The following is a 21,648-nucleotide window of genomic DNA, read 5'->3' on the forward strand; positions in this document are numbered from 1 at the left end:
TCGGGGAGATTGTCATGCCCGTCATCGCCGGTGACCTTTCGTTTTTCATGGGGCCCCAGCAACTTGGTGCGCCCGATGACCTGTTGCAGCCGATCCTCGATTTCATCGATAGCGCCAGATCGCGCCAAAACCTGATGATTGCCATTCAGGAAGTGGACCACCCGGATATTGCAAATGCGATCATCAGGGCGCGGTTGCGCGGTGTGGTGGTGGATTTGGTGCTGGAGCAGAGCTATCTCCTGGCACAGCGACGGCCTGCAAGCCTGGACGATGCCCATGAGGCTAAGGGCAAGCATGAGGTGAACCGAAAGCTGTTCAACGCGATCCTTCGGTCAACGGCTGATGTGAAGGTCGATTTCAACCCCTCCATCTTTCACCAGAAATTCATGGTTCTGGGCAACCGCGTGCTGACGGGGTCTACAAATTTTACTGAAACCGGGGTTACACGTAACCTCAACCATCTGGTTGTGGTCGATGATGCCGAGGTGGCGAATGCGTTCAAGGCTGAGTTTCGTGAGATCCGAGTGGGCAATTTTGGCAAGGCCAGCGTCGCGCATGGTCCGGCCCCGAAAGAGGCCAGAGTGTCCGGCATGCGGATCAAGCCCCTGTTTGCCCCGGATCACGCGCCGGAAATGGAGATCATGAAACAGATCCTCAAGGCCAAGTCGCGCATTGATTTCGCGGTTTTCACCTTTTCGAAAAGCTCAGGCATTGATGATGCGCTGATCGCGGCGCATCGGTCGGGGATTTCGGTGAACGGGGTGTTGGACAAGCGGCAGGCGAACCAGAAATGGGCGGCGAAACACACGCTGTCCGATGCCGGTGTCAGCCTGTCGATGGCACAGGGTGGGGCCGGGTTTGGCAAGCTGCATCACAAGCTGATGGTGATCGATGATGATGTCACTGTTATTGGCAGTTTCAACTACACGGGCCCTGCCAACAAATCGAATGACGAAAACATCATGGTGATCGGTGACGGAGACGAGACTGACCCCGCAGCCATTGCCCTGCAGCGCTCGGTCAATGCGGCGGCTCGGGCAGAGATTGACCGGATTATCTCTACATTCGGCGAATAGCAGCCGTCGCTATCCGCTGCACCACCTTTGCGGTGGGTTCGCGATGGGTGCGAGACTTACATTTCAACAAGGTCGTAGTGCCGGATGTGGCGCGCCGCCACCAGCTCGGCCTCTTCCGGGGCAATATGCGGCGAGTTGTAGTCCTCTCCCACAAAGGCCTTGAGCGCATCAAGATCTTTCCAGACCATAACAAAGCTGAACTCGTTTGGTGTCTCCGGTCGCGCCGCACCGGGCAGGATTGAGACAATCCCATCCGTGCTGTTCATGAGCGGGATGGCGGTGTTGTGGAAAAACTCACTGAACTCTTTTTCTTTACCGGGATGCGTGGTGACTTGAAATATCCTGATGATCATCGTGACCTCCCAATATGGCCCGTGGGGTCTCCCATGGGCGGGGCTGCAAGGATGACATTATAGCATATCAGTGCTGGTGGATTGCCAGAGTAGCCCCAAAAGCGAAAAGGCCCCCCGAACGGGAGGCCCTTTCTGATCAGGTAGGGTCAAATCTTAGTTGACGATGGTCGCCTCGGTTGCGGCGCGCAGCTCGTCCTCAGACACGCCATCGGCGGTCTCGACGATCTTCAGGCCACCCTCAACAACATCCAGCACACCCAAGTTTGTGATGATGCGGTCAACAACCGATTGCCCGGTCAGGGGCAGTGTACAGGCCTTGAGGACCTTGCTGTCGCCATGCTTGTTGGTGTGATCCATCACAACCACCACACGGCCAACACCAGCCACCAGATCCATAGCGCCGCCCATGCCTTTGACCAGCTTGCCGGGGATCATCCAGTTGGCGAGGTCGCCGTTTTCCGCCACTTCCATCGCGCCCAGGATCGCCATGGCGATCTTGCCGCCACGGATCATGCCGAAGCTCATCGAGCTGTCGAAATAGGCGGTTTGCGGCAGTTCGGTGATGGTCTGCTTGCCGGCGTTGATGAGGTCGGCGTCGATCTCATCCTCGGTCGGGAAGGGGCCCATGCCCAGCATGCCGTTTTCCGATTGCAGGGTCACGGTCACACCCTCGGGGATGTAGTTGGACACCAGCGTCGGGATGCCGATGCCGAGGTTCACATACCAACCGTCCTGCAGTTCCTGTGCCGCGCGAGCGGCCATTTGATTGCGGTCCCAAGCCATGTCTTAAGCCTCCCGGATGGTGCGTTGTTCGATGCGCTTCTCGTGCTCGCCTTGGATGATGCGATGCACGTAGATGCCCGGCAGATGGATCGAGTCCGGATCCAGCGAGCCGGTCGGCACGATTTCTTCGACTTCGACCACGCAGGTTTTGCCGCACATGGCAGCCGGCGGGTTGAAGTTGCGGGCGGTCTTGCGGAAGACAAGGTTGCCGGTTTCGTCGGCTTTCCAGGCTTTCACGATGGACAGATCGGCAAAGATGCCTTCTTCCATGATATAGGTCTCGGCTTCGCCATTCGGGCCGGTGGGGAAGTCTTTGTGCTCTTTGCCCTCGGCAATCACGGTGCCCACGCCGGTCTTGGTGTAAAAGCCGGGGATGCCGTGACCGGCGGCGCGCATGCGCTCGGCCAGCGTGCCCTGCGGATTGAATTCCAGCTCCAGCTCACCCGAGAGATACTGGCGCATGAATTCCGCGTTCTCGCCCACGTAAGACGAGATCATTTTCTTCACCTGCTTGGTTTGCAGCAGGATGCCAATGCCGAAATCGTCAACGCCCGCATTGTTCGACGCAAAGGTCAGATCCTTCACGCCACTTTCCTTGATCGCGTTCAGCAGAAGTTCGGGGATGCCGCACAGTCCAAACCCGCCCGCGGCAATCAGCATGTCGTCGGACAGAAGGCCGTCCAGGGCCTCGGCCGCCGAGCCGTATACCTTTTTCATGAAAACTTTCCTCTCGTCAGTTCTGCGCAAGTTCTGGCGTGAGGAGGTTGTGGTGTCAACGAAACAGGGGTGAAAATGGCTGTTTCGGGTATTTCTACTATGTCGTTTTCCTGTTTGTGCGCGCAATTTTCTTGCTGGCTGCAAATTTCTGTTAAGAATGGGGAAAAGAAAAATATCGGAGGGGCAATGGAACAATTGGCATTCACATTCGAAATGGGCGTGGTCTGCGCGATGCTGGGCTTCACCGTGTTTTTATTTGTATCCGAGATTGTTCGAATAGATCTTGCCGCGATCCTTGTTCTGGTGATTTTGGGGATCCTCAGTTATCACCCCGCTCTGGCCAATCTTGCGGACGTCAATCAACTGTTTAACGGGTTTGCGTCAAACGCGGTGATTTCGATCATTGCGGTGATGATTGTCGGTGCGGGCCTTGATAAAACCGGGATCATGAACAAGGTTGCCGCCACGATCATGCAGCGTGGCGGTGCGTCCGAAAAACGGATCCAGCCCATTGTTGCAGGGACGGTAGGGGTCATTTCCAGTTTCATGCAAAACGTGGGGGCCGCCGCCCTGTTTTTGCCCGTAATCAGCCGGATTTCTACCCGTTCGGGCATACCAATGAACCGGCTCGCCATGCCGATGGGCTTTTGTGCAATCCTTGGTGGGACCATGACTATGGTTGGTTCTTCTCCATTGATTTTGTTGAATGATTTGCTTCAAACTGCCAACTCCAGCCTGCCAGAAAACCAACAGATGGAGCTTTTCGGGCTGTTCTCGGTCGCTCCGGTCGGGGTGGTTCTGGTTCTCAGCGGTATTCTCTATTTCCTGCTCTTGGGGCGCTGGGTTCTGCCCGAAAGCGGGACGGTTAGTGATACGTCGGTCGGGCAGGGCACATCGGATTATCTCAAGCGCGTTTACGGTCTTACGGCGTCTGTTTACGAGGTCGAAGTGCCGGGCGACAGCCCGTTGGTCGGGAAAATCCTGGCGGATGTGAACCTTGAAAACCACCTCTACATCATCTCGACATTTTATCGCGGCAAAACCTCGATGGTGCAGGTTTTGACGGCCGAGATCGCCGCCCCCTGTCGGCTTGCGATTATCGGGAAAAAGGATGAGGTCGATTGCTTTGCCGAGAAATACGGGTTGAAAGTGCGTCCGCAACTTGATGTCTTCACAGAAGAATTTGCCGCCACAAACGCCGGGATCGCCGAATTGGTGATCCCACCTGAATCGGACCTGATCGGCAAGTCCCCGCGTGAGCTCCTGTTGCGCAAGACATATGGTCTTTCTCTTCTGGCCATCCATCGCCGGGAAGAGACATTGAGCCACGTGGAGACAGATGACCACGAGCCAACCCAGATTGGCCTGGAGAAATTTGAGCTGGGCGATATGCTTGTGACCCATACGCGTTGGGACAATCTAACCCGCCTTCAGGGCAATCAGAATTTCGTCATCATGACATCCGATTTCCCACAGGAAGAACTGCGGCCGCATAAAGTGGGCTGGGCAATGCTGTTTTTTGCGCTGTCGCTGTCGCTGATCCTCTTTACCGACGTGCGCCTGTCGCTGTGTCTTCTAACCGGGGCTGTCGGGATGCTCTTGTCGCGTGTGTTGTCAATTGACGAGGCTTACAATGCGGTTGGCTGGAATACCGTATTCCTGCTCGCGTGCCTTATCCCACTGGGGCAGGCGGTGCAAAACACCGGTACCGCAGAGTGGATTGCCCAGCAAATTCTGACGGCCCTTGATGGTTGGCCTATCTGGTCACTTCAGGCAGGCATCGCGGTGCTCGCTACAGGATTTTCGCTGGTGATGTCCAATGTCGGGGCCACCGTCCTTCTGGTCCCGCTTGCTGTGTCGATTGCCGTGGCAGCCGGGGCGAGCCCGGCGCTCTTTGCGCTCACCGTAGCAATCTCAACTTCCAATTCGTTCATCATCCCAACCCATCAGGTGAACGCACTGATTATGGGACCGGCAAGCTACAAAGTGAAAGACTTCGTCAAGGCTGGCGGCATTATGACTGTGCTCTTCCTTGTGATCTCGCTGATCATGCTGAACATCGTGTTCTGACGACAAAAAAGCCCCGTCGATTACTCGGCGGGGCTTTTTGTTCATTCTGAACAGAGAGTTTACTTCTTTGCAGCGGCTTTTTTCTTTGGGGCAGCCTTTTTGCGGGCAGGCTTTTTCTTTGCTGCTTTTTCCGCGATCAGCGCCACGGCCATCTCCATGGTCACGTCTTCGGGCTTCACATCGTTGGGGATCGTGGCATTCACCTTTTCCCATTTCACGTAGGGGCCATAGCGTCCGTCCAGAACGTTCACCGCACCACCGCCTTCGGGGTGTTCCCCCAATTCCTTGAGAGCTTTGGCGGCGGTTCTCCCACGCCCGCGACCCGGATTTGCACGTTTTTCGGCTAGCATTTCCACCGCGCGGTTCATGCCAATTTCAAAGACGTCGAGCGTTTCCTTGAGATTCACATAGACCGGCTTTTCCTCGTCCGGGCGCTGGTGTGCAATGTAGGGGCCGAACCGGCCCAGGTTGGACTGTACCATCCCCCCATCCGGGTGCTGGCCGATGTCGCGCGGCAGGGTCAGAAGCGTTAGGGCCTGCTCGAAAGTAAGCTCATTCGGACCCCAACCGGGCAGGAATTCCTTGCCCTGTTTGGGCAGGGAAGAGCGTGGCGGTTTCTTATTTTCCGGTGTGGCTTCGCCGCGTTGCACATAGGGACCAAAACGGCCGGATTTCAGGTGAATTTCGTCACCATTATCCTCGCCCAGAACGCGTTCATACCCTTCTGCCCCTTCACCCGAAATCGGTCGGGTGTAGTTGCATTCCGGGTAATTGCCGCAGCCGACAAACCCACCAGTGCGCGAAGTCTTGAGGTGCAGCTTGCCTTCACCACATTTCGGGCAGATGCGCGGATCCGATCCATCCTCGCGCGGTGGGTAAAGCTGCGGAGCCAGAGCGGCGTCCAGTTTGTCGAGCACTTCTGAAATGCGCAGCTCGGATGTTTCGCCAATGGCGGCGGAAAAGTCGCGCCAGAAACGGGTCAGCACATCCTTGTAATTGGCGTCCCCGGCCGAGATTTCGTCCAGCTCTTCTTCGAGGTTCGCGGTGAACTCATAGCCCACATATTTGCGGAAGAAGTTGACCAAGAAGATGGTCACGATCCGGCCTTTGTCCTCGGGGAACAGGCGGTTCTTGTCCTTCCGGACATACTCGCGGTCCTGGATCGTGGTGATCACCGACGCATAGGTCGAAGGGCGACCGATGCCCAGCTCTTCCATGCGTTTTACCAGCGTGGCCTCGGTGTAACGGGGCGGGGGCTGGGTGAAGTGTTGTTCGGGCGTGATGTTGCGTTTGTCAGCGGCTTCGCCCTGCATGATCTGCGGCAGGCGCTTGTCGCCATCATCAACAACCGCATCATCGCGGCCTTCTTCGTAAACCTTCAGAAATCCTTCGAACACAACCACTTGTCCGGTGGCGCGCAGGCCAACCTGACCGTCATCCGATCCAATTTCAACGGTCGTGCGCTCAAACCGCGCGCTTTCCATCTGGCTGGCAAGCGTACGCTTCCAGATCAGGTCGTAAAGCTTGCGTTGATCGGGTTCGAGCTTGGCAAGGTCCTGGGCCGATACACTCATATCCGTTGGGCGGATACATTCGTGTGCTTCCTGCGCGTTCTTGGCCTTGTTCTTGTAAACACGCGGGTTGGGCGGGATGAACTCCTTGCCGTAGCGTGCGGTGATTGCTTCACGGGCTTCAGCCACGGCTTCCGGTGCCATGTCGATCCCGTCGGTCCGCATATAGGTGATGTACCCGGCTTCATAGAGCCGTTGTGCGGTGGACATGGTTTGCCGGGCACCAAAGCCGAATTTGCGGCTGGCTTCCTGCTGCAATGTCGAGGTCATAAAGGGTGCGGAGGGGTTGCGGTTGGCGGGTTTCGCCTCGACCGAGCGCACCATCAGATCACGTGAGGAAATCGCCTGCACCGCCATCTCGGCGGCAGTTTCATTCTCAAGGCTGTGCTTCTCGAGCTTGTCGCCGCCCAGCACGGTCAGCTTCGCTTCGAATTCCTGCCCTCGCGGGGTGGAAAGAAGAGCTTTGACCGACCAATATTCCTTGTTGTTGAAGGCTTCGATTTCCTGCTCGCGCTCCACGATCAGGCGCAGGCAGACCGATTGCACACGGCCAGCTGAGCGGGCACCGGGCAGTTTGCGCCACAGCACCGGCGACAGGTTGAAGCCCACAAGGTAATCCAGCGCGCGGCGGGCGAGGTAAGCCTCGACCAAATCGCTGTCCACCTGGCGCGGGTTGGCCATCGCATCCAGAACCGCATCCTTGGTGATCGCGTTAAAAGTCACGCGCGAAACCGGCGTGTCCTTCTTGATTGACCGGCGTTTGCGCAGCGCTTCTTCGAGGTGCCATGAAATTGCTTCCCCTTCGCGATCGGGGTCGGTTGCGAGGATCAGTGCGTTGTCTTCTTTCAGCGCATCGGCAATGGCACGGACGTGTTTTTTGGAATCATTGCCCACCTCCCATGTCATATCGAACCCGTGGTCAGGGTCGACCGACCCGTTCTTGGCTGGCAGGTCACGTACATGGCCGTAAGAGGCCAACACGGTGTAATCCTTGCCAAGATATTTATTGATGGTTTTGGCCTTGGCCGGGCTTTCGACAACAACGACGGGCATGCAATCCTCACGACTCAATGGGACCGCCGGGCGGCCTTGTATCTGGGGGCTGTAGATGTGGCCTCGATGGGGGGCTTGTCAATGGCGCTTCTCTCTATAATAGGGGCAACAGTGTCGCGCCCCCTTTAGGGGGCGGAAAAATGCTGGGTGAAATTGGGTGAGGCAGAACATTTGTGGAACGCCCTCTTCCCCTAAGATCGGCGGATTGATAAAGAGGCGATATGAGCGATATTGATGACGACGATCTGTTCGAAGCCTTTGACGCGGGTGAACCTGCGAAACTCTCGCTGTCGCAGCGGGCGATGGGAATGGCGGCTGAACGCCCCGCGCCCTATCTTGATGGATTGAACCCGGCACAGCGTGAGGCAGTTGAGGTGTTGGACGGTCCTGTTCTGATGCTTGCGGGCGCTGGAACCGGTAAAACCAAGGCGCTGACCACGCGGATTGCGCATCTCTTGAACACCGGTACAGCGCGACCGAATGAGATCCTCGCCGTAACCTTCACCAATAAAGCTGCGCGCGAAATGAAAGATCGTGTGGCGGGCTTGTTGGGGCAAACGGTTGAGGGGATGCCCTGGATGGGGACGTTTCACTCGATCGGGGTGAAGCTTTTGCGGCGCCATGCCGAGCTTGTGGGATTGAAATCCAACTTCACCATTCTGGATACGGATGACCAGATTCGGCTGATGAAACAGCTGATTGTCGCGGCGAATATCGACGAGAAACGCTGGCCCGCGCGGCTGCTGTCTGGTGTGATCGACAATTGGAAGAACCGCGCGTGGACACCTGCGCAAGTGCCGACCGGAGAGGCCTCTGCGTTTAACGGGCAGGGGGTGGATCTTTATCACCAGTACCAGGAACGGCTGAAAACGCTGAACGCTTGCGACTTCGGTGACCTGCTGCTCCACACTGTGACCATCTTCCAGAAGCATGAGGACATTCTGGGCCAATATCAGCGCTGGTTCCGCTACATCCTTGTCGACGAATACCAAGATACCAACGTCGCCCAGTATCTCTGGCTGCGCTTACTCGCGGCGGGGCACAAGAACATCTGCTGCGTAGGGGATGATGACCAGTCGATCTATGGATGGCGCGGCGCCGAGGTGGGTAATATCCTGCGGTTCGAGGCGGATTTCCCCGGTGCAAAAGTGGTCAAGCTGGAACAGAACTACCGCTCCACCGCGCATATTCTGGGCGCTGCTGCGGGTGTTATTCGCGGCAATGAAGGCCGGTTGGGCAAAGAGCTTTGGACCGACGCCGAGGGCGGTGAGAAGGTGCGCCTGATTGGCCATTGGGACGGCGATGAAGAGGCCCGCTGGGTCGGCGAAGAGATTGAGGCGATGCAGCGTGGCACACGTGGGCAGGATCCAAGGTCGCTTGACGATATGGCAATCCTTGTCCGTGCCTCGCACCAGATGCGCGCCTTTGAGGATCGGTTCCTGACCATTGGGCTACCTTACCGCGTGATTGGCGGCCCTCGGTTTTACGAGCGGATGGAAATCCGTGATGCGATGGCCTATTTCCGGTTGGCTGTGTCGCAGGACGATGATCTGGCGTTTGAGCGGATCGTGAATACCCCGCGCCGGGGGCTGGGCGACAAGGCGGTGCAGACCATTCAGGTCACGGCGCGCACGAACGGTGTGTCGCTGGTCGAAGGGGCAAAGCTTGCCGTGGAGCAAGGTGCAATTAAGGGCAAGGGTGGCAAGGGGCTGGCGGAGCTCGTGGCCGGGCTTGATCGTTGGCACAAGAAGCTTAACGACGAGGCGGATACCCATGTGGAATTGGCCGAAATGATCCTTGATGAGTCGGGCTATACCGGCCATTGGCAAAACGACAAGACGCCAGAAGCACCGGGACGGCTTGAAAACCTCAAGGAGCTTGTGAAGGCGCTGGAGGGATTTGAGAACCTGCAAGGCTTCCTCGAGCATGTCAGCCTGATCATGGACAATGAGAGCGAAGACGCTGAGGAGAAGGTGACCATCATGACCCTGCACGCGGCCAAGGGGCTGGAATACCCCGCCGTATTCCTGCCGGGCTGGGAAGACGGGCTTTTCCCGTCGCAGCGGTCGATGGATGAAAGCGGGTTGAAGGGCCTCGAAGAAGAACGCAGGCTCGCCTATGTGGGCATCACCCGCGCCGAAGAAGTCTGCACCATTTCATTTGCCGCGAATCGACGCGTTTATGGCCAGTGGCAATCGCAACTTCCCTCGCGATTTGTCGATGAACTGCCGGAAGAACATGTCGAGGTGCTGACCCCGCCCGGTCTTTACGGCGGCGGTTATGGGGCTGCGTCTGGGGGCGGCTATGGCAGCTCGCAGATCGAAGAGCGTGCGGTGCGGGCCGACGCCTATAACTCGCCCGGATGGAAGCGGATGCAGGCCAATACTGGCGGGCGCCTGCGGGCCAAACCCAGCCCGAACGAGGCCAAGGGGCTGGTGATTGATCTTGAGGCCACAAGTTCCTTCACGCAGGGAGACCGCGTGTTCCACAACAAGTTCGGCTATGGCACCGTGATGGGGATAGAGGGCGACAAGTTGGATATCGAGTTCGACAAAGCGGGCGCCAAGAAAGTAATCGCGAAGTTCATCGTGCCTGCGGCGGAGGCGGGTGATATCCCGTTCTGATCCGCATGGTTCACCACCATTGACGCGCATCAATGCTAATATCCGTTTAAAAACCTATCGTGATGGCACCTTTTTGAAAGGAGCCATTCGATGCCCGTTCAACCCACATTTCGAACCCATGCTATTTTCGCTGGTATTTTCTTCATTATCGCAACCGCGTTTCTGTTTGTTGGCGAAGCCTTTTACAAACCCGGTCTGACGCCGCCGGACGTGATGGCAAAGGCGGTTGCGGCCAAAGCACAAATCAGATTGGGGATCCTGATCGAGTTTTCCTGCGTGTTGGCGATCCCCTTGATTGCCATCACGCTTTACCCGGTTCTTCGGCTGGTCAGCCCGATGCTGGCCGTTGGCTATGTCGGATTTCGTGTTTTTGAGGCGGCCCTGTTTGCCAACATGGAAATCGACAGGATGTTTGTGCTGGCTCTGTCTGAGACACTGGCTGCGCACCCGTCGGTGTCGCCGGAAACATTGGAGGTTCTTGCGCAGAGCCTGATCGGAGGCGCAGCCTGGTCGGGGACCAGCGGCCCGATTTACAATCTGGTTTTTGTCATTGGGATGTTGATGCTCAACTGGATGTTATGGGACTCACGGCTGGTGCCGCGCTGGATTGCCGGATGGGGGCTGATATCGGCGATGGTCTTGGGGTCAATCGCGGTCACCGTGTTTTTCACATCGATCCCCGACACCCTTGCAATCGCGCTTATCGCACCCTTGGCCATTCAGGAAATGGTCCTTGCGCTGTGGTTCATCTTCAAAGGATTTGACCAGACGGCCCTTGCGCGTGCTTTGAACGCTTAACGGATCAGCATCTCAATAAGCGATGTCTGTGGGTTGACCGCGCGTCCCTGTCCGGGACCATCCAATTCGAAGGGTAAGACAAAAAAACGGCGTTGCCCGGGAGGAGGTGGGCAACGCCGTTCTTTGTCTGATGCGGTCCTCAGGGAGGAGGAGAAGACCGGCTCAGGGCGCGTTCAGGTCAGGGAGGAGGAGACCTGTCAGCGATGTGGATGACCCCGGGAGGAGGTGGGGCATCCGAAACTTTGGGGCGGCAGCCTCCTAGGGAGGAGGAATGGAGGCTGCCGCATCCCGAGGCCTGCATAAAGGGAGGAGGAGCAGGCCCGGAAAAAGTGATCGACTGGCGGGGGCAGGGAGGAGGAAGCCCCCGCCGTCAATCTCGGCACCGCAGGGAGGAGGAGCGATGCCAGGGAAAAACGTGCGAAACTTATGCGCCGTAGGCGGCTTTGCTGGCGATCGACTGGATCTCACCGCGGGCAATGCCCAGATCGTCCAGCTCGCGGAGCGACAGTTTGCTCAGCTCGCGAACTGTTTCGCGGTAGATGGCGCGTTTTGCCATGGCTTCTTTGAAGTCAGCCAGCAGGGCGATCAGACGGTCAGCGATTCCAGCGTGGGCGTTCAGGATTTCGGTGGCGTGTGCCATGGGTCTTACTCACTTTTCGTTTCGGTGCGGGGCTTGTGTCAGCCAGTCCGCGGAATTTCGTGTGGCGCCGTGTTGGCGTCGTTGAGCGTTATTTGGCGCCAATGCTGCATTTGCACAATCCCCGAAGCTGTCATTGCCGCTATGCAGAAAATGCATATGTGATGTTGATCTATTCTCCGGCTTGCGGTTTTTTCGTCCGCGGTGCAGGGGGCGGGTTCTGCTTTGGGCTTGCAACTGGCCTGAAAGCACACAAGTAATGTGGCACCCCGTTAATGTGGCACCCTGTGGCCATGCCGGTTTGGGGAAGTTCAATTGCAAGAAAGCGAAACGAAAATGCGCGATAAGATCATGTCCACTCTTTCAGCGGTTGCTATGCCGGATGGCGGTGATCTCGCCTCACGCGATATGATCCGCGCTCTGAATGTAGATGGGGGGCATGTCAGCTTCGTGATCGAAGCAGCGACACCCGAGGCAGCTGCCGGGATGGAACCGCAACGACGTGCGGCTGAGGCGGCTGTGGCCGCGCTGGACGGTGTTGAAAAGGTTTCGGCCATTCTCACGGCGCATGGTGTGGCACCGGCCAAGCCTGCCCAGGCAGCTCCGAATCTAAAAATTGGTGGACATCCGAAACCTCAGGCAGGGCCGATGGCAGTGCCGGGTGTAAAGAACATCATCGCGATTGCATCGGGCAAGGGCGGTGTGGGAAAATCCACGGTCAGCTCTAACCTCGCCGTGGCACTGGCCAAGGCGGGGCGCAAGGTGGGGCTGCTGGATGCGGATATTCTCGGCCCATCACAGCCACGCATGATGGGCACAAATGCACGCCCGTCCTCCCCGGATGGGGAAAAGCTGGTTCCGGTTGAGGCCCATGGGGTCAAGCTCATGTCGATTGGATTGATGCTGAAATCCGACCGCGAGTCGGTGGTCTGGCGCGGACCGATGCTGATGGGCGCGCTTCAGCAAATGTTGTTTCAGGTCGATTGGGCGCCGCTTGATGTGCTGATCATCGACCTGCCGCCCGGCACTGGTGACGTGCAGTTGACGCTGGCACAGAAATCGCAACTGACCGGTGCAGTTGTGGTGTCCACCCCGCAGGATGTTGCCTTGTTGGATGCCCGCAAGGCAATTGATATGTTCGGTAAGGTCAATGTGCCAATCCTTGGGCTGATCGAAAACATGTCGAACTATATCTGCCCGAGCTGCGGTCACGAAGCGCATTTGTTTGGCCATGGTGGCGTGAAGGCGGAAGCCAAAGAACTGGGTGCGCCATTCCTGGGGGAATTGCCCCTGTCGCTGGATGTGCGCCTGGCTGGTGATGCTGGATCGCCTGCGGTTCTTGATGGGGGTGCGATTGCAGAGGCCTATGGTCAAGTGGCGCAAAGCCTGATGGAGCGTGGCCTGGCTTAAACGCGACATCAATTACACAACATCTACGCTCGCCTCTTTGGCGGGCGTTTTCTGTTTAAGGGGCAGATGAGTGGAATGGGAATAGGTGGGACGCGCTTTGCTCTGTGAATTGGGAAATCATGGGTGCGATGGGAAATTATGGTCATTTGGCTGTAAATCCCATGGAAATGCATAGGGAATTGGTAAAATTACTCTAGATTTTAACGTCAAACTCGTGCATTTCATGCGGAAGTCAAAAAAATTGGGAAATATTGGGAATTTTTCTACTCCCAGTTCTGGCACAACATTTAGTGGTTATTGGTTAAAGAAAACACTATGGGTTCCAATTTGTTAATAGATTCAATGCTGTTCCCATCGACTGCATCGTGATTCTGAGGTGCTGAATATATAAAAATCCCATTTAGGGGTATTGCATCCCATGAATTCCCGCGCTATTACTGGTATCCATGATGAGGACGGGATTTAAGAGGCAAAAAGACCTCAAGTGACACTCCCAAGTCAGGTTTCATACAGGCACCCGCTTCATCAGGTTAGAAGATCCGGCGCGTACGCGAGCAGACATCCCCCCAGGTGGCGCGCGCGACTGGACACCCGGCAACGGGCATGACGGCGGATTGATCAGTGGCAGCAGATCAATTCGCCGTTTTTAATTTAAGGGATCCGCAATGATCACGCGGTCCCGCGAGAGGACAGGAAAGGAACCGGAGCGTGGCACGCAGGTTCAGAGGTGAAAGCCACCATAAGGTGGATGCAAAGGGTAGGGTCTCGATCCCCGCCCTGTTTCGCCGTGTTCTTGAGGCGGGCGACCCGGATCACCGTGAGGGCGACAATCCAAACCTGGTGATTGTTTATGGCGATCATCGCCGCAACTATCTTGAATGCTATACGATCGAAGCGATTGACGAGGTCGATGACCAGATCGCGAAATTGCCGCGCGGCTCGATCGAGCGGCGTATGCTGGAGCGTCTGTTCAACGGGCAATCCTTCCCGACATCTGTAGATGAAACCGGTCGATTGGTGCTGCCGGCCAAGCTGCGCCAGAAGATCGGGTTGGAGAAAGAAGCGTTTTTCATTGCAACCGGAGACACCTTTCAGATCTGGAAACCCGTGACGTTCGACGAAATTGAAACGGCCAAGACCGAGGCCTGGCTGGAAGACCAGCCCGATGACTTTGACCCGTTGACGTTGCTTGGCGGTGTTGGGATATCAGGATCAGGAGAGTAAAATGTCACCTTCTGCCAAACCTGAACGCCCCCATATTCCTGTATTGCTGAGGCCGCTCCTTGAGGCGGTCTCTTCTGACTCTGGGGCCATCTCTGGCGACTGGGCTGATGGCACTTTTGGGGCCGGTGGCTATACCCGTGGTCTTTTGGATGCCGGGGCTGATTGGGTGGCCGGGATTGACCGCGATCCGATGGTGTTCGAGATGGCCAAGACATGGGCCGATGACTATGGTGACCGCCTGGCGCTGTGCGAAGGCACGTTTTCCGAGCTGGACACGCTTGCCGGACGCCCGCTGGACGGGGTTGTGCTGGATCTGGGTGTGAGCTCGATGCAGCTGGATCTGGCAGAGCGTGGGTTTTCCTTCATGCGGGACGGGCCATTGGATATGCGGATGAGCCAATCCGGTCCCTCCGCTGCGGATTTTGTGAGTACGGCTGATGAGGCCGACATCGCCGATGTGATTTTCCAATATGGCGAAGAGCGTGCGTCGCGTCGGATCGCTAAGGCCATCGTCAAGGCGCGGGCAGAGCAGCCTTTTGAAACCACATTGCAACTTGTTGATGTGGTCGAGAAATGCCTGCCGCGTCCAAAGCCGGGGCAAAGCCACCCCGCGACACGTACATTTCAGGCCATCCGTATTGCGGTAAATGATGAATTTGGCCAGCTGATTGAAGGGCTTGAGGCCGCAGAGCGTGCGCTTAAACCTGGTGGCAAACTGGCTGTTGTGACGTTTCATTCGATGGAAGACCGCGTGGTGAAGCGGTATTTGCAAGCGCGGGCCTCGATCGGCGGGGGAGGGTCGCGTTACGCACCCGAACGTGCTGAAGAGGTGCCCACTTTCACGCTCACGCCGAAAAAGGCCATTGGCCCGGACGAAGAAGAGCTGCGTGAAAATCCGCGGGCCCGTTCTGCCCGTCTTCGGGTGGCCACACGCACCGATGCGCCTGCGGGTCAAGTTGACCGTAACAAGCTTGGCCTTCCGAAAATTGTTCTTAAGGGGGGCTGATCATGCGGTCGCTTCTTTATATCTGTTCCGCCCTCGCTGTGATGGGATTGGCTTATTGGGCCTATTCGGAAAACTACAAAACAAAGGCAGCGCTGGATACTGTGGAAGACCTGCAGCGTGATATTGGACTAATGCAGGAAGAGCTTTCGGTATTGCGAGCGGAATGGGCTTATCTCAATCGCCCGGACCGGTTGCGTGATCTTGCCGAAATGAATTTCAACCGCCTTGGTCTGCTTCCACTGGCACCGGAACAATTTGGGCGGGTCGACCAGATCTCTTATCCGAGTGACGACCCACTGGTGGTGACGGAAACCATCGAAGTGAGTGGTGAAATTGGTGGGGAGACTGCGGAATGAACCGGATCCCGCTACGCCCGCTTGCCCGTATCCTTGACGCTCGCGCCAAGGGAGAAAACCCGGATCAGATTGAGCGTGAGAACCTGCATGACCGTCATGAGGTGATCCGCGACAAGGTGCGCCTGCAGACTGAAGGGCGGCTTTTGGTTCTGGCTGGTGTTTTCCTGTGCGCATTTGTGACCGTCGGAGCCAAAATGGCGATTTTGGCGGCATCTGAGGCGCAAGAGCCTCGGGCGCAGGCACCGGGAGCGGCAATTGCCACAGCGCGCGCCGATATTGTTGATCGCAATGGGCGCATTCTGGCCACCAACCTTGTCACCCATGCGTTGTATGCGCAGCCACCGCAAATGGTGAACCCGGAGCGCGCTGCGGCGGAACTGGTCAAGATTTTCCCGGACCTGAAGGAAGATCGACTTCTCAAGGATTTCACGGGCAAGCGTAAGTTCCTGTGGATCAAGAAAAAACTCAGCCCCGAGCAAAAGCAGGCGGTGTTTGAGATCGGTGAGCCGGGGCTTTTGTTTGGACCGCGAGAGATGCGTCTGTTCCCCAATGGCAGACTTGCTGCCCATGTGATGGGAGGGGCAAGTTTTGGCAAGGAAGGCGTCTCGGCGGCCGAAGTGGTCGGTGTTGCAGGTGTCGAGAAACAGTTTGATGACTATCTGCGCGACCCGGCCAATGGCGGCGCTCCGCTTCAGTTGTCGCTTGATCTGACCATCCAATCTGCAATCGAGCAGGTTCTTTATGGCGGGATGAAGCTTTTGAACGCCAAAGGGGCGGCATCCGTGCTGATGGATGTGCATACCGGTGAGGTGATCTCGGTGGTGTCCCTGCCTGATTTTGATCCGAACAATCGCCCGCGCCCTCTGACGGTGGCAGATGCAGGCAAAGATCAATCCGACAGCCCGCTTTTCAACCGCGCGGTTCAAGGGGTGTATGAGCTTGGTTCGACCTTCAAGATCTTTACTGCCATTCAGGCGATGGATCTGGGGCTGGTTGGTCCCGAAACGGTGATCGACACCGGGGCAACGATGAAAATCGGCAAATTCCGCATCAAGGAATATAAAAACAAGAACTACGGGAAATTGTCCGTGGCCGACGTTATTGTGAAATCTTCCAACCGGGGCACCGGGCGCATGGCGCTGGAGATCGGGGCAGAGCGCCAGCAGGAGTTCCTGAAAGATCTGGGCTTCTTCGAACGCACCCCGTTTGAACTGGTAGAGGCGAGTGGGTCTACCCCGCTGTTGCCGCCCCGTTGGGGCAAATTGTCGACCATCACGGTTTCATATGGGCATGGCTTATCTTCAAGCCCAATGCACCTGGCTGCTGGATATGCAGCAATTGCCAATGGCGGTTACAAGGTGACGCCGACCGTTCTGAAGCAATCCCATGTCGCGCGTGGGCCGCGTGTGATGACCGAAGCCTCGGCCATTGCGGCCCGGCAGATGCTTCGCAAAGTTGTCACCGAAGGCACCGCCTCATTCGGTGAGGTTGAAGGGTATCAGGTGGCGGGCAAAACCGGAACTGCCGACAAACCCAAACCGCAGGGCGGATATTACGACGATAAGGTGATCAACACATTTGCCAGCATGTTCCCGGCCAATAATCCGAAATACGTGCTGATCGTGACGCTGGACGAACCGATGGATACTTCTGGATCCGAACCCCGTCGCACGGCTGGCTGGACATCCGTTCCGGTTGCTGCTGAAATCATTCGCCGGGCGGCTCCCCTCCTAGGACTCAAGCCAGAGATTGAACCTCTGGACGCTTCTGCGCTAACACTCACCTCGAACTGATGACGCATCCGCGCCCTGTATGCGCGCGCGTGCTAAACTGAGGGGGCCGGTATGGCCGATGACATCATGACAAAGACGCTCGCGGACCTTGGCCTGACCGCTCAGCGCGCACGCGAGGCGCAGATTACCGGTCTTTCGGTGGACAGCCGACTGGTGAAGCCGGGGCATCTTTTTGCCGCCCTTCCCGGGGCGCAGATGCATGGTGGTGAGTTCATCCAATACGCTTTGCGAATGAAAGCCGCAGCAATCCTGACCGATCCGGAAGGTTCGCGAATTGCACGGGAAGAACTGGACAACTCGGATGCCGCCCTCATTGTCGTCGAAGATCCGCGTATGGCACTGGCCTATGCCGCAGCTCTTTGGTCGGGTGCACAGCCCGAGAATATGGTTGCGGTCACCGGAACCAATGGCAAGACGTCTGTGGCCAGCTTCACCCGCCAGATCTGGGAGCATCTGGGGCTTCAGGCCGCCAATCTGGGCACGGCTGGCGTCGAGGGTGCCTATACTGCCCCAATGACACACACGACCCCTGAGCCGATCACGCTGCATAAGCTGCTGGCTGACATGGCCTCAGCCGGGATCACCCATGCCTCGATGGAAGCGTCTTCCCATGGGCTGGCACAGCGGCGTCTAGATGGCGTGTGCCTGACGGCGGCCGGGTTTACCAACTTCACGCAGGATCACCTCGATTATCACGCCACGTTTGAAGAGTATTTCCACGCCAAATCCGGCCTCTTCCGTCGCGTTTTGCCGGATGACGGCACGGCTGTGATCAACATGGATGACCCGAAAGGACAGGAATTGTTCGATCTGGTGCTGGCACGTGGTCAGCATGTTATCCGTGTGGGCAGTCGCGCGGAATGTGACCTGCGCTTGCTCGCGCGCCGATTTGACGGCACAGGACAGGAATTGCGTTTTGACTGGTTGGGTGAAGCCTATACCGCACGGCTGGATCTCATCGGGGGTTTTCAGGCTGAAAATGTGCTGCTCGCCGCCGGGTTGGCGATTGCCTGCGGGGCAGAGCCTTCTGATGTCTTTGAAACGTTCAGAGAACTCGAAACTGTGCGGGGCCGGATGCAATTGGCTGCAACCCGCAATAATGGCGCTTCGGTATATGTCGATTATGCCCATACACCTGATGCGCTCATGACCGCGCTCAGGGCCATACGTCCGCATGTGCTAGGCCGTCTTGTGGTGGTGTTTGGCGCGGGCGGGGATCGCGACACCTCAAAGCGCAAGCTGATGGGCGAGGCTGCCGCAGCCCATGCCGATGTTGTGTTCGTCACGGATGACAACCCGCGTACCGAAGATCCGGATGCCATTCGTGCGATGGTGATGCAGGGTTGTCCGAAGGCGAATAATGTTGGAGATCGGGCCGAGGCGATTTTGCGCGGTGTCGATGCTCTTGGACCGGGAGATACGTTGCTGATCGCGGGCAAAGGTCATGAGACAGGTCAGACCGTGGGCAATGATGTGTTGCCGTTTGATGACGTGGAACAGGCATCGGTGGCTGTGGCCGCCCTGGACGGGAAACTCGCATGAGCTTGTGGACGGCAAAAGAGGCCGCAACGGCCACGGACGGAGAGATCCGAGGTGGGGACTGGGTGGTTGATGGTGTTTCAATCGACACCCGAACGATCCAGCCCGGAGATCTGTTTGTTGCCCTGAAAGCCGCGCGTGATGGGCATGATTTTGTGGCACAGGCGATTGCCGCCGGGGCCGGGGCCGCTTTGGTCAGCCGTATTCCCGATGGTGTCGGTGATGATGCGCCCTTGCTTCTGGTCGATGACGTGTTACCTGCGCTCGAAGATCTGGGCCGCGCAGCCCGCGCCCGCACCAAAGCCCGCGTCGTGGCGGTGACGGGATCTGTTGGCAAGACATCCACCAAGGAAATGCTGCGCGCCGTTCTGACACCGCAGGGTAAGACCCACGTGGCGGAAGCGAGCTATAACAATCACTGGGGCGTGCCTTTGACCCTCGCCCGCATGCCTGCTGACACAGAATTTGCCGTGATCGAGATCGGCATGAACCATCCGGGCGAGATCGCACCACTGTCAATGCTGGCGCGTCCACATGTGGCGATGGTCACAACAGTCGCCGCCGCCCATCTGGAAGCTTTTGACGACATCGACGGGATTGCCCGCGAAAAAGGCTCTATTTTTGAGGGGCTTGAACCGGGGGGCGTGGCCGTGGTGAATGGCGATTTGCCCACCACTCCGATCCTGATCGAGGCGGCAGGAGGGGCGCAGGTTGAGCGCTTTGGGGCAGATGCAGTCAATGCGAACCACCTGACACATGTGTCCCTGAACGAAGAGGCGACGATCTGCAAAGGATGTGTCGCGGGGCTGGAGTATCTATTCAAAATCTCAACTCCTGGGAGGCATTTTGCAAGCAATGCGCTCGCGGTCCTGATCGCAGCCCAAGCTTTGGGGGCCGATGCCGCCCTTGCAGCTCGCGACATGCCACTTTGGCAGCCTCCAACTGGGCGCGGCACCCGCGAAAATGTTGTGCTGGATCCAGCAGAAGGGCTTTCAGTCACATTGATCGATGACGCGTTTAACGCAAACCCGACATCAATGGCGGCTTCGTTGGAAGTTTTATCGATCATGCAGCCGACGGATGGGGTCGGGCGGATCCATAAGGGACGCCGGATCGCTATTCTCGGAGATATGCTTGAACTAGGCCCTGATGAGGTTGCGTTGCACGAAGGCCTTGCCGAATTACCCTATCTGGCTGGTATCGACGTGGTGCATTGTGTTGGCGCGCGTATGAAGGCGCTGTGGTTGAAACTACCTGTCGACAAACAGGGGGAATGGGTGGCCAGCGCGCCCGAGATCCAGCCGACGTTGAATGCACTGGTGGATGCGGGTGATATTGTGCTGGTGAAGGGATCAAAGGGATCCAAAGTCAGCCTCGCGGTTGACGCGCTCAGGAAATTGGGCCATCCGGTCGGGTGAATGTAGGGTATTGCCGGACCTGTTGATCGGTGAAATGAAAAAAAATGCGTCCACCGCGATCAGGTGGAGTCGTGTGGGCGCAGGTCAAAGGAACGGTTCTGATGCTTTACTGGCTTACCGAATTTTCAGACGGCGGCGATGTCTTCAATCTGTTCCGCTATATCACCTTTCGGTCAGGTGGAGCGTTTTTCACGGCTTTGCTGTTTGGCTTCATGTTCGGCAAGCCGCTGATCAATATCCTGCGTAAAAAGCAGGGCAAAGGGCAGCCGATCCGCGATGATGGACCGCAAAGCCATCTGGAAAAGCAGGGCACGCCCACCATGGGAGGCTTGTTGATCCTGTCAGCCCTGCTGGTCGCCACGCTTCTCTGGGCGCGTTGGGACAATCCATTTATCTGGATCACGCTGTTTGTCACCTATGGGTTCGGACTGATTGGCTTTGCTGATGATTTTGCCAAAGTGTCGAAGAACAATACCGCAGGTGTTTCAGGCAAGATCCGCCTGGCTCTTGGGTTGCTGATTGCGGCAATTGCCGGGATCTGGGCATCCTGGGCACATCCTGAAGCCTTGCAATACCAGTTGGCATTCCCCTTCCTGAAAGACACGCTTTTGAACATGAGCTTTCTGTTCATCCCTTTCGTGATGATCGTGATTGTGGGCTCTGCCAATGCGGTGAATCTGACGGATGGCCTGGATGGGCTTGCGGTGATGCCGGTGATGATTGCCGCCGCCACGCTGGGGGTGATTGCCTACGCGGTTGGCCGGGTCGACTTTACGCAATACCTCGAAGTTCACTATGTGCCGGGCACGGGTGAGCTTTTGATCTTCACCTCTGCCCTTATCGGTGGGGGGCTTGGGTTCTTGTGGTACAACGCTCCGCCCGCAGCTGTTTTCATGGGGGATACGGGCTCTCTTGCTCTTGGTGGTGCTCTGGGGGCGATTGCGGTTGCCACGAAGCACGAGCTGGTTTTGGCCATTGTGGGTGGGCTGTTTGTCGTCGAAGCGCTCTCGGTGATCATTCAGGTGCTTTACTTCAAACGCACCGGAAAACGCGTGTTCCTGATGGCGCCAATTCACCACCATTTTGAACACAAAGGCTGGAAGGAACCGCAGATCGTAATCCGCTTCTGGATCATCTCGTTGATCCTTGCGCTGATCGGACTGGCGACGCTGAAAGTCCGCTAGGCGGTGAACATTAGCGCTGCAAGTTTGGCCCCGTCG

General features: G+C 57.2%; 17 protein-coding genes. 12 read left to right on the forward strand and 5 right to left on the reverse strand.

The window, feature by feature from the left end:
- The first annotated feature begins 14 nt into the window (after positions 1-14).
- Positions 15-1,076 (forward strand): phospholipase D-like domain-containing protein, encoded by a 1,062-nt coding sequence (locus O2N63_RS08025; protein WP_271053730.1) that lies wholly within the window; start codon positions 15-17, stop codon positions 1,074-1,076.
- Between the two features lie 56 nt (positions 1,077-1,132).
- On the opposite strand, the gene O2N63_RS08030 is transcribed toward O2N63_RS08025, so the two are convergent.
- The 3 genes from O2N63_RS08030 to O2N63_RS08040 form a co-directional block, all read right to left on the reverse strand.
- Positions 1,133-1,429, reverse strand: a complete 297-nt coding sequence (locus tag O2N63_RS08030; RefSeq protein WP_271053731.1) for an antibiotic biosynthesis monooxygenase family protein — start codon at positions 1,427-1,429, stop codon at positions 1,133-1,135.
- A 153-nt stretch (positions 1,430-1,582) separates the two neighbouring features.
- The gene (locus tag O2N63_RS08035; protein WP_271053732.1) at positions 1,583-2,212 is read right to left on the reverse strand and encodes a 3-oxoacid CoA-transferase subunit B; all 630 of its coding nucleotides are present in this window, start codon (positions 2,210-2,212) and stop codon (positions 1,583-1,585) included.
- 3 nt (positions 2,213-2,215) lie between these two features.
- On the reverse strand, positions 2,216-2,929 hold the full coding sequence (locus O2N63_RS08040) for a CoA transferase subunit A (protein WP_271053733.1): 714 nt from the start codon (positions 2,927-2,929) through the stop codon (positions 2,216-2,218).
- 186 nt (positions 2,930-3,115) lie between these two features.
- Here O2N63_RS08040 and O2N63_RS08045 point away from each other — a divergent pair, with 186 nt between their 5' ends.
- A complete protein-coding gene (locus O2N63_RS08045; RefSeq protein ID WP_271053734.1) occupies positions 3,116-4,999 on the forward strand; it encodes an SLC13 family permease in 1,884 nt (627 codons plus the stop codon).
- 59 nt (positions 5,000-5,058) lie between these two features.
- On the opposite strand, the gene topA is transcribed toward O2N63_RS08045, so the two are convergent.
- Complete coding sequence (gene topA, locus O2N63_RS08050; RefSeq protein WP_271053735.1) at positions 5,059-7,623, reverse strand: type I DNA topoisomerase; 2,565 nt, start codon at positions 7,621-7,623, stop codon at positions 5,059-5,061.
- 221 nt (positions 7,624-7,844) lie between these two features.
- Between topA and O2N63_RS08055 the strand changes: the two genes are divergently transcribed.
- Both O2N63_RS08055 and O2N63_RS08060 read left to right on the forward strand, forming a co-directional pair.
- The gene (locus tag O2N63_RS08055; RefSeq protein WP_271053736.1) at positions 7,845-10,247 is read left to right on the forward strand and encodes an ATP-dependent helicase; all 2,403 of its coding nucleotides are present in this window, start codon (positions 7,845-7,847) and stop codon (positions 10,245-10,247) included.
- 90 nt (positions 10,248-10,337) lie between these two features.
- Positions 10,338-11,045, forward strand: a complete 708-nt coding sequence (locus O2N63_RS08060) for a DUF4386 domain-containing protein (protein WP_271053737.1) — start codon at positions 10,338-10,340, stop codon at positions 11,043-11,045.
- 424 nt (positions 11,046-11,469) lie between these two features.
- On the opposite strand, the gene O2N63_RS08065 is transcribed toward O2N63_RS08060, so the two are convergent.
- Positions 11,470-11,685 (reverse strand): DUF1127 domain-containing protein, encoded by a 216-nt coding sequence (locus tag O2N63_RS08065; protein WP_271053738.1) that lies wholly within the window; start codon positions 11,683-11,685, stop codon positions 11,470-11,472.
- A gap of 333 nt (positions 11,686-12,018) precedes the next feature.
- Between O2N63_RS08065 and O2N63_RS08070 the strand changes: the two genes are divergently transcribed.
- The 8 genes from O2N63_RS08070 to mraY all read left to right on the forward strand — a co-directional run bounded on the left by O2N63_RS08070 (position 12,019) and on the right by mraY (position 21,612).
- Complete coding sequence (locus tag O2N63_RS08070) at positions 12,019-13,092, forward strand: Mrp/NBP35 family ATP-binding protein (RefSeq protein WP_271053739.1); 1,074 nt, start codon at positions 12,019-12,021, stop codon at positions 13,090-13,092.
- A gap of 708 nt (positions 13,093-13,800) precedes the next feature.
- Complete coding sequence (gene mraZ / locus O2N63_RS08075) at positions 13,801-14,316, forward strand: division/cell wall cluster transcriptional repressor MraZ (RefSeq protein ID WP_271053740.1); 516 nt, start codon at positions 13,801-13,803, stop codon at positions 14,314-14,316.
- 1 nt (position 14,317) lies between these two features.
- Positions 14,318-15,322 carry a 16S rRNA (cytosine(1402)-N(4))-methyltransferase RsmH gene (rsmH, locus tag O2N63_RS08080; protein ID WP_271053741.1) on the forward strand — a complete coding sequence of 335 codons (1,005 nt, stop codon included), beginning with the start codon at positions 14,318-14,320 and terminating at the stop codon, positions 15,320-15,322.
- Positions 15,323-15,324: 2 nt separating this feature from the next.
- Positions 15,325-15,678, forward strand: coding sequence for a cell division protein FtsL (gene ftsL / locus O2N63_RS08085; RefSeq protein WP_271053742.1), 354 nt, complete (start codon positions 15,325-15,327; stop codon positions 15,676-15,678).
- Positions 15,675-17,471 (forward strand): peptidoglycan D,D-transpeptidase FtsI family protein, encoded by a 1,797-nt coding sequence (locus O2N63_RS08090; RefSeq protein WP_271053743.1) that lies wholly within the window; start codon positions 15,675-15,677, stop codon positions 17,469-17,471. The genes ftsL and O2N63_RS08090 overlap by 4 nt, the downstream gene beginning before the upstream one ends.
- A gap of 51 nt (positions 17,472-17,522) precedes the next feature.
- Positions 17,523-19,013 carry a UDP-N-acetylmuramoyl-L-alanyl-D-glutamate--2,6-diaminopimelate ligase gene (locus tag O2N63_RS08095; RefSeq protein ID WP_271053744.1) on the forward strand — a complete coding sequence of 497 codons (1,491 nt, stop codon included), beginning with the start codon at positions 17,523-17,525 and terminating at the stop codon, positions 19,011-19,013.
- Positions 19,010-20,428 (forward strand): UDP-N-acetylmuramoyl-tripeptide--D-alanyl-D-alanine ligase, encoded by a 1,419-nt coding sequence (locus tag O2N63_RS08100; RefSeq protein WP_271053745.1) that lies wholly within the window; start codon positions 19,010-19,012, stop codon positions 20,426-20,428. The genes O2N63_RS08095 and O2N63_RS08100 overlap by 4 nt, the downstream gene beginning before the upstream one ends.
- Positions 20,429-20,529: 101 nt before the next feature.
- A complete protein-coding gene (mraY, locus tag O2N63_RS08105) occupies positions 20,530-21,612 on the forward strand; it encodes a phospho-N-acetylmuramoyl-pentapeptide-transferase (RefSeq protein WP_271053833.1) in 1,083 nt (360 codons plus the stop codon).
- Positions 21,613-21,648: the final 36 nt, after the last annotated feature.

Origin of the sequence: Aliiroseovarius salicola, assembly GCF_027891095.1 — a bacterium.
Classification (GTDB): Bacteria; Pseudomonadota; Alphaproteobacteria; order Rhodobacterales; family Rhodobacteraceae; genus Aliiroseovarius; species Aliiroseovarius salicola.

Coding starts and splice junctions, on each gene's coding strand:
- mraY (WP_271053833.1), top strand. CDS start 20,530: ATGCTTTACTGGCTTACCGAATTTTCAGACGGCGGCGATGTCTTCAAT.
- O2N63_RS08025 (WP_271053730.1), top strand. CDS start 15: ATGCCCGTCATCGCCGGTGACCTTTCGTTTTTCATGGGGCCCCAGCAA.
- O2N63_RS08060 (WP_271053737.1), top strand. CDS start 10,338: ATGCCCGTTCAACCCACATTTCGAACCCATGCTATTTTCGCTGGTATT.
- O2N63_RS08045 (WP_271053734.1), top strand. CDS start 3,116: ATGGAACAATTGGCATTCACATTCGAAATGGGCGTGGTCTGCGCGATG.
- O2N63_RS08090 (WP_271053743.1), top strand. CDS start 15,675: ATGAACCGGATCCCGCTACGCCCGCTTGCCCGTATCCTTGACGCTCGC.
- rsmH (WP_271053741.1), top strand. CDS start 14,318: ATGTCACCTTCTGCCAAACCTGAACGCCCCCATATTCCTGTATTGCTG.
- topA (WP_271053735.1), bottom strand. CDS start 7,623: ATGCCCGTCGTTGTTGTCGAAAGCCCGGCCAAGGCCAAAACCATCAAT.
- O2N63_RS08030 (WP_271053731.1), bottom strand. CDS start 1,429: ATGATCATCAGGATATTTCAAGTCACCACGCATCCCGGTAAAGAAAAA.
- O2N63_RS08100 (WP_271053745.1), top strand. CDS start 19,010: ATGAGCTTGTGGACGGCAAAAGAGGCCGCAACGGCCACGGACGGAGAG.
- O2N63_RS08070 (WP_271053739.1), top strand. CDS start 12,019: ATGCGCGATAAGATCATGTCCACTCTTTCAGCGGTTGCTATGCCGGAT.
- O2N63_RS08095 (WP_271053744.1), top strand. CDS start 17,523: ATGGCCGATGACATCATGACAAAGACGCTCGCGGACCTTGGCCTGACC.
- O2N63_RS08040 (WP_271053733.1), bottom strand. CDS start 2,929: ATGAAAAAGGTATACGGCTCGGCGGCCGAGGCCCTGGACGGCCTTCTG.
- O2N63_RS08035 (WP_271053732.1), bottom strand. CDS start 2,212: ATGGCTTGGGACCGCAATCAAATGGCCGCTCGCGCGGCACAGGAACTG.
- O2N63_RS08055 (WP_271053736.1), top strand. CDS start 7,845: ATGAGCGATATTGATGACGACGATCTGTTCGAAGCCTTTGACGCGGGT.
- ftsL (WP_271053742.1), top strand. CDS start 15,325: ATGCGGTCGCTTCTTTATATCTGTTCCGCCCTCGCTGTGATGGGATTG.
- O2N63_RS08065 (WP_271053738.1), bottom strand. CDS start 11,685: ATGGCACACGCCACCGAAATCCTGAACGCCCACGCTGGAATCGCTGAC.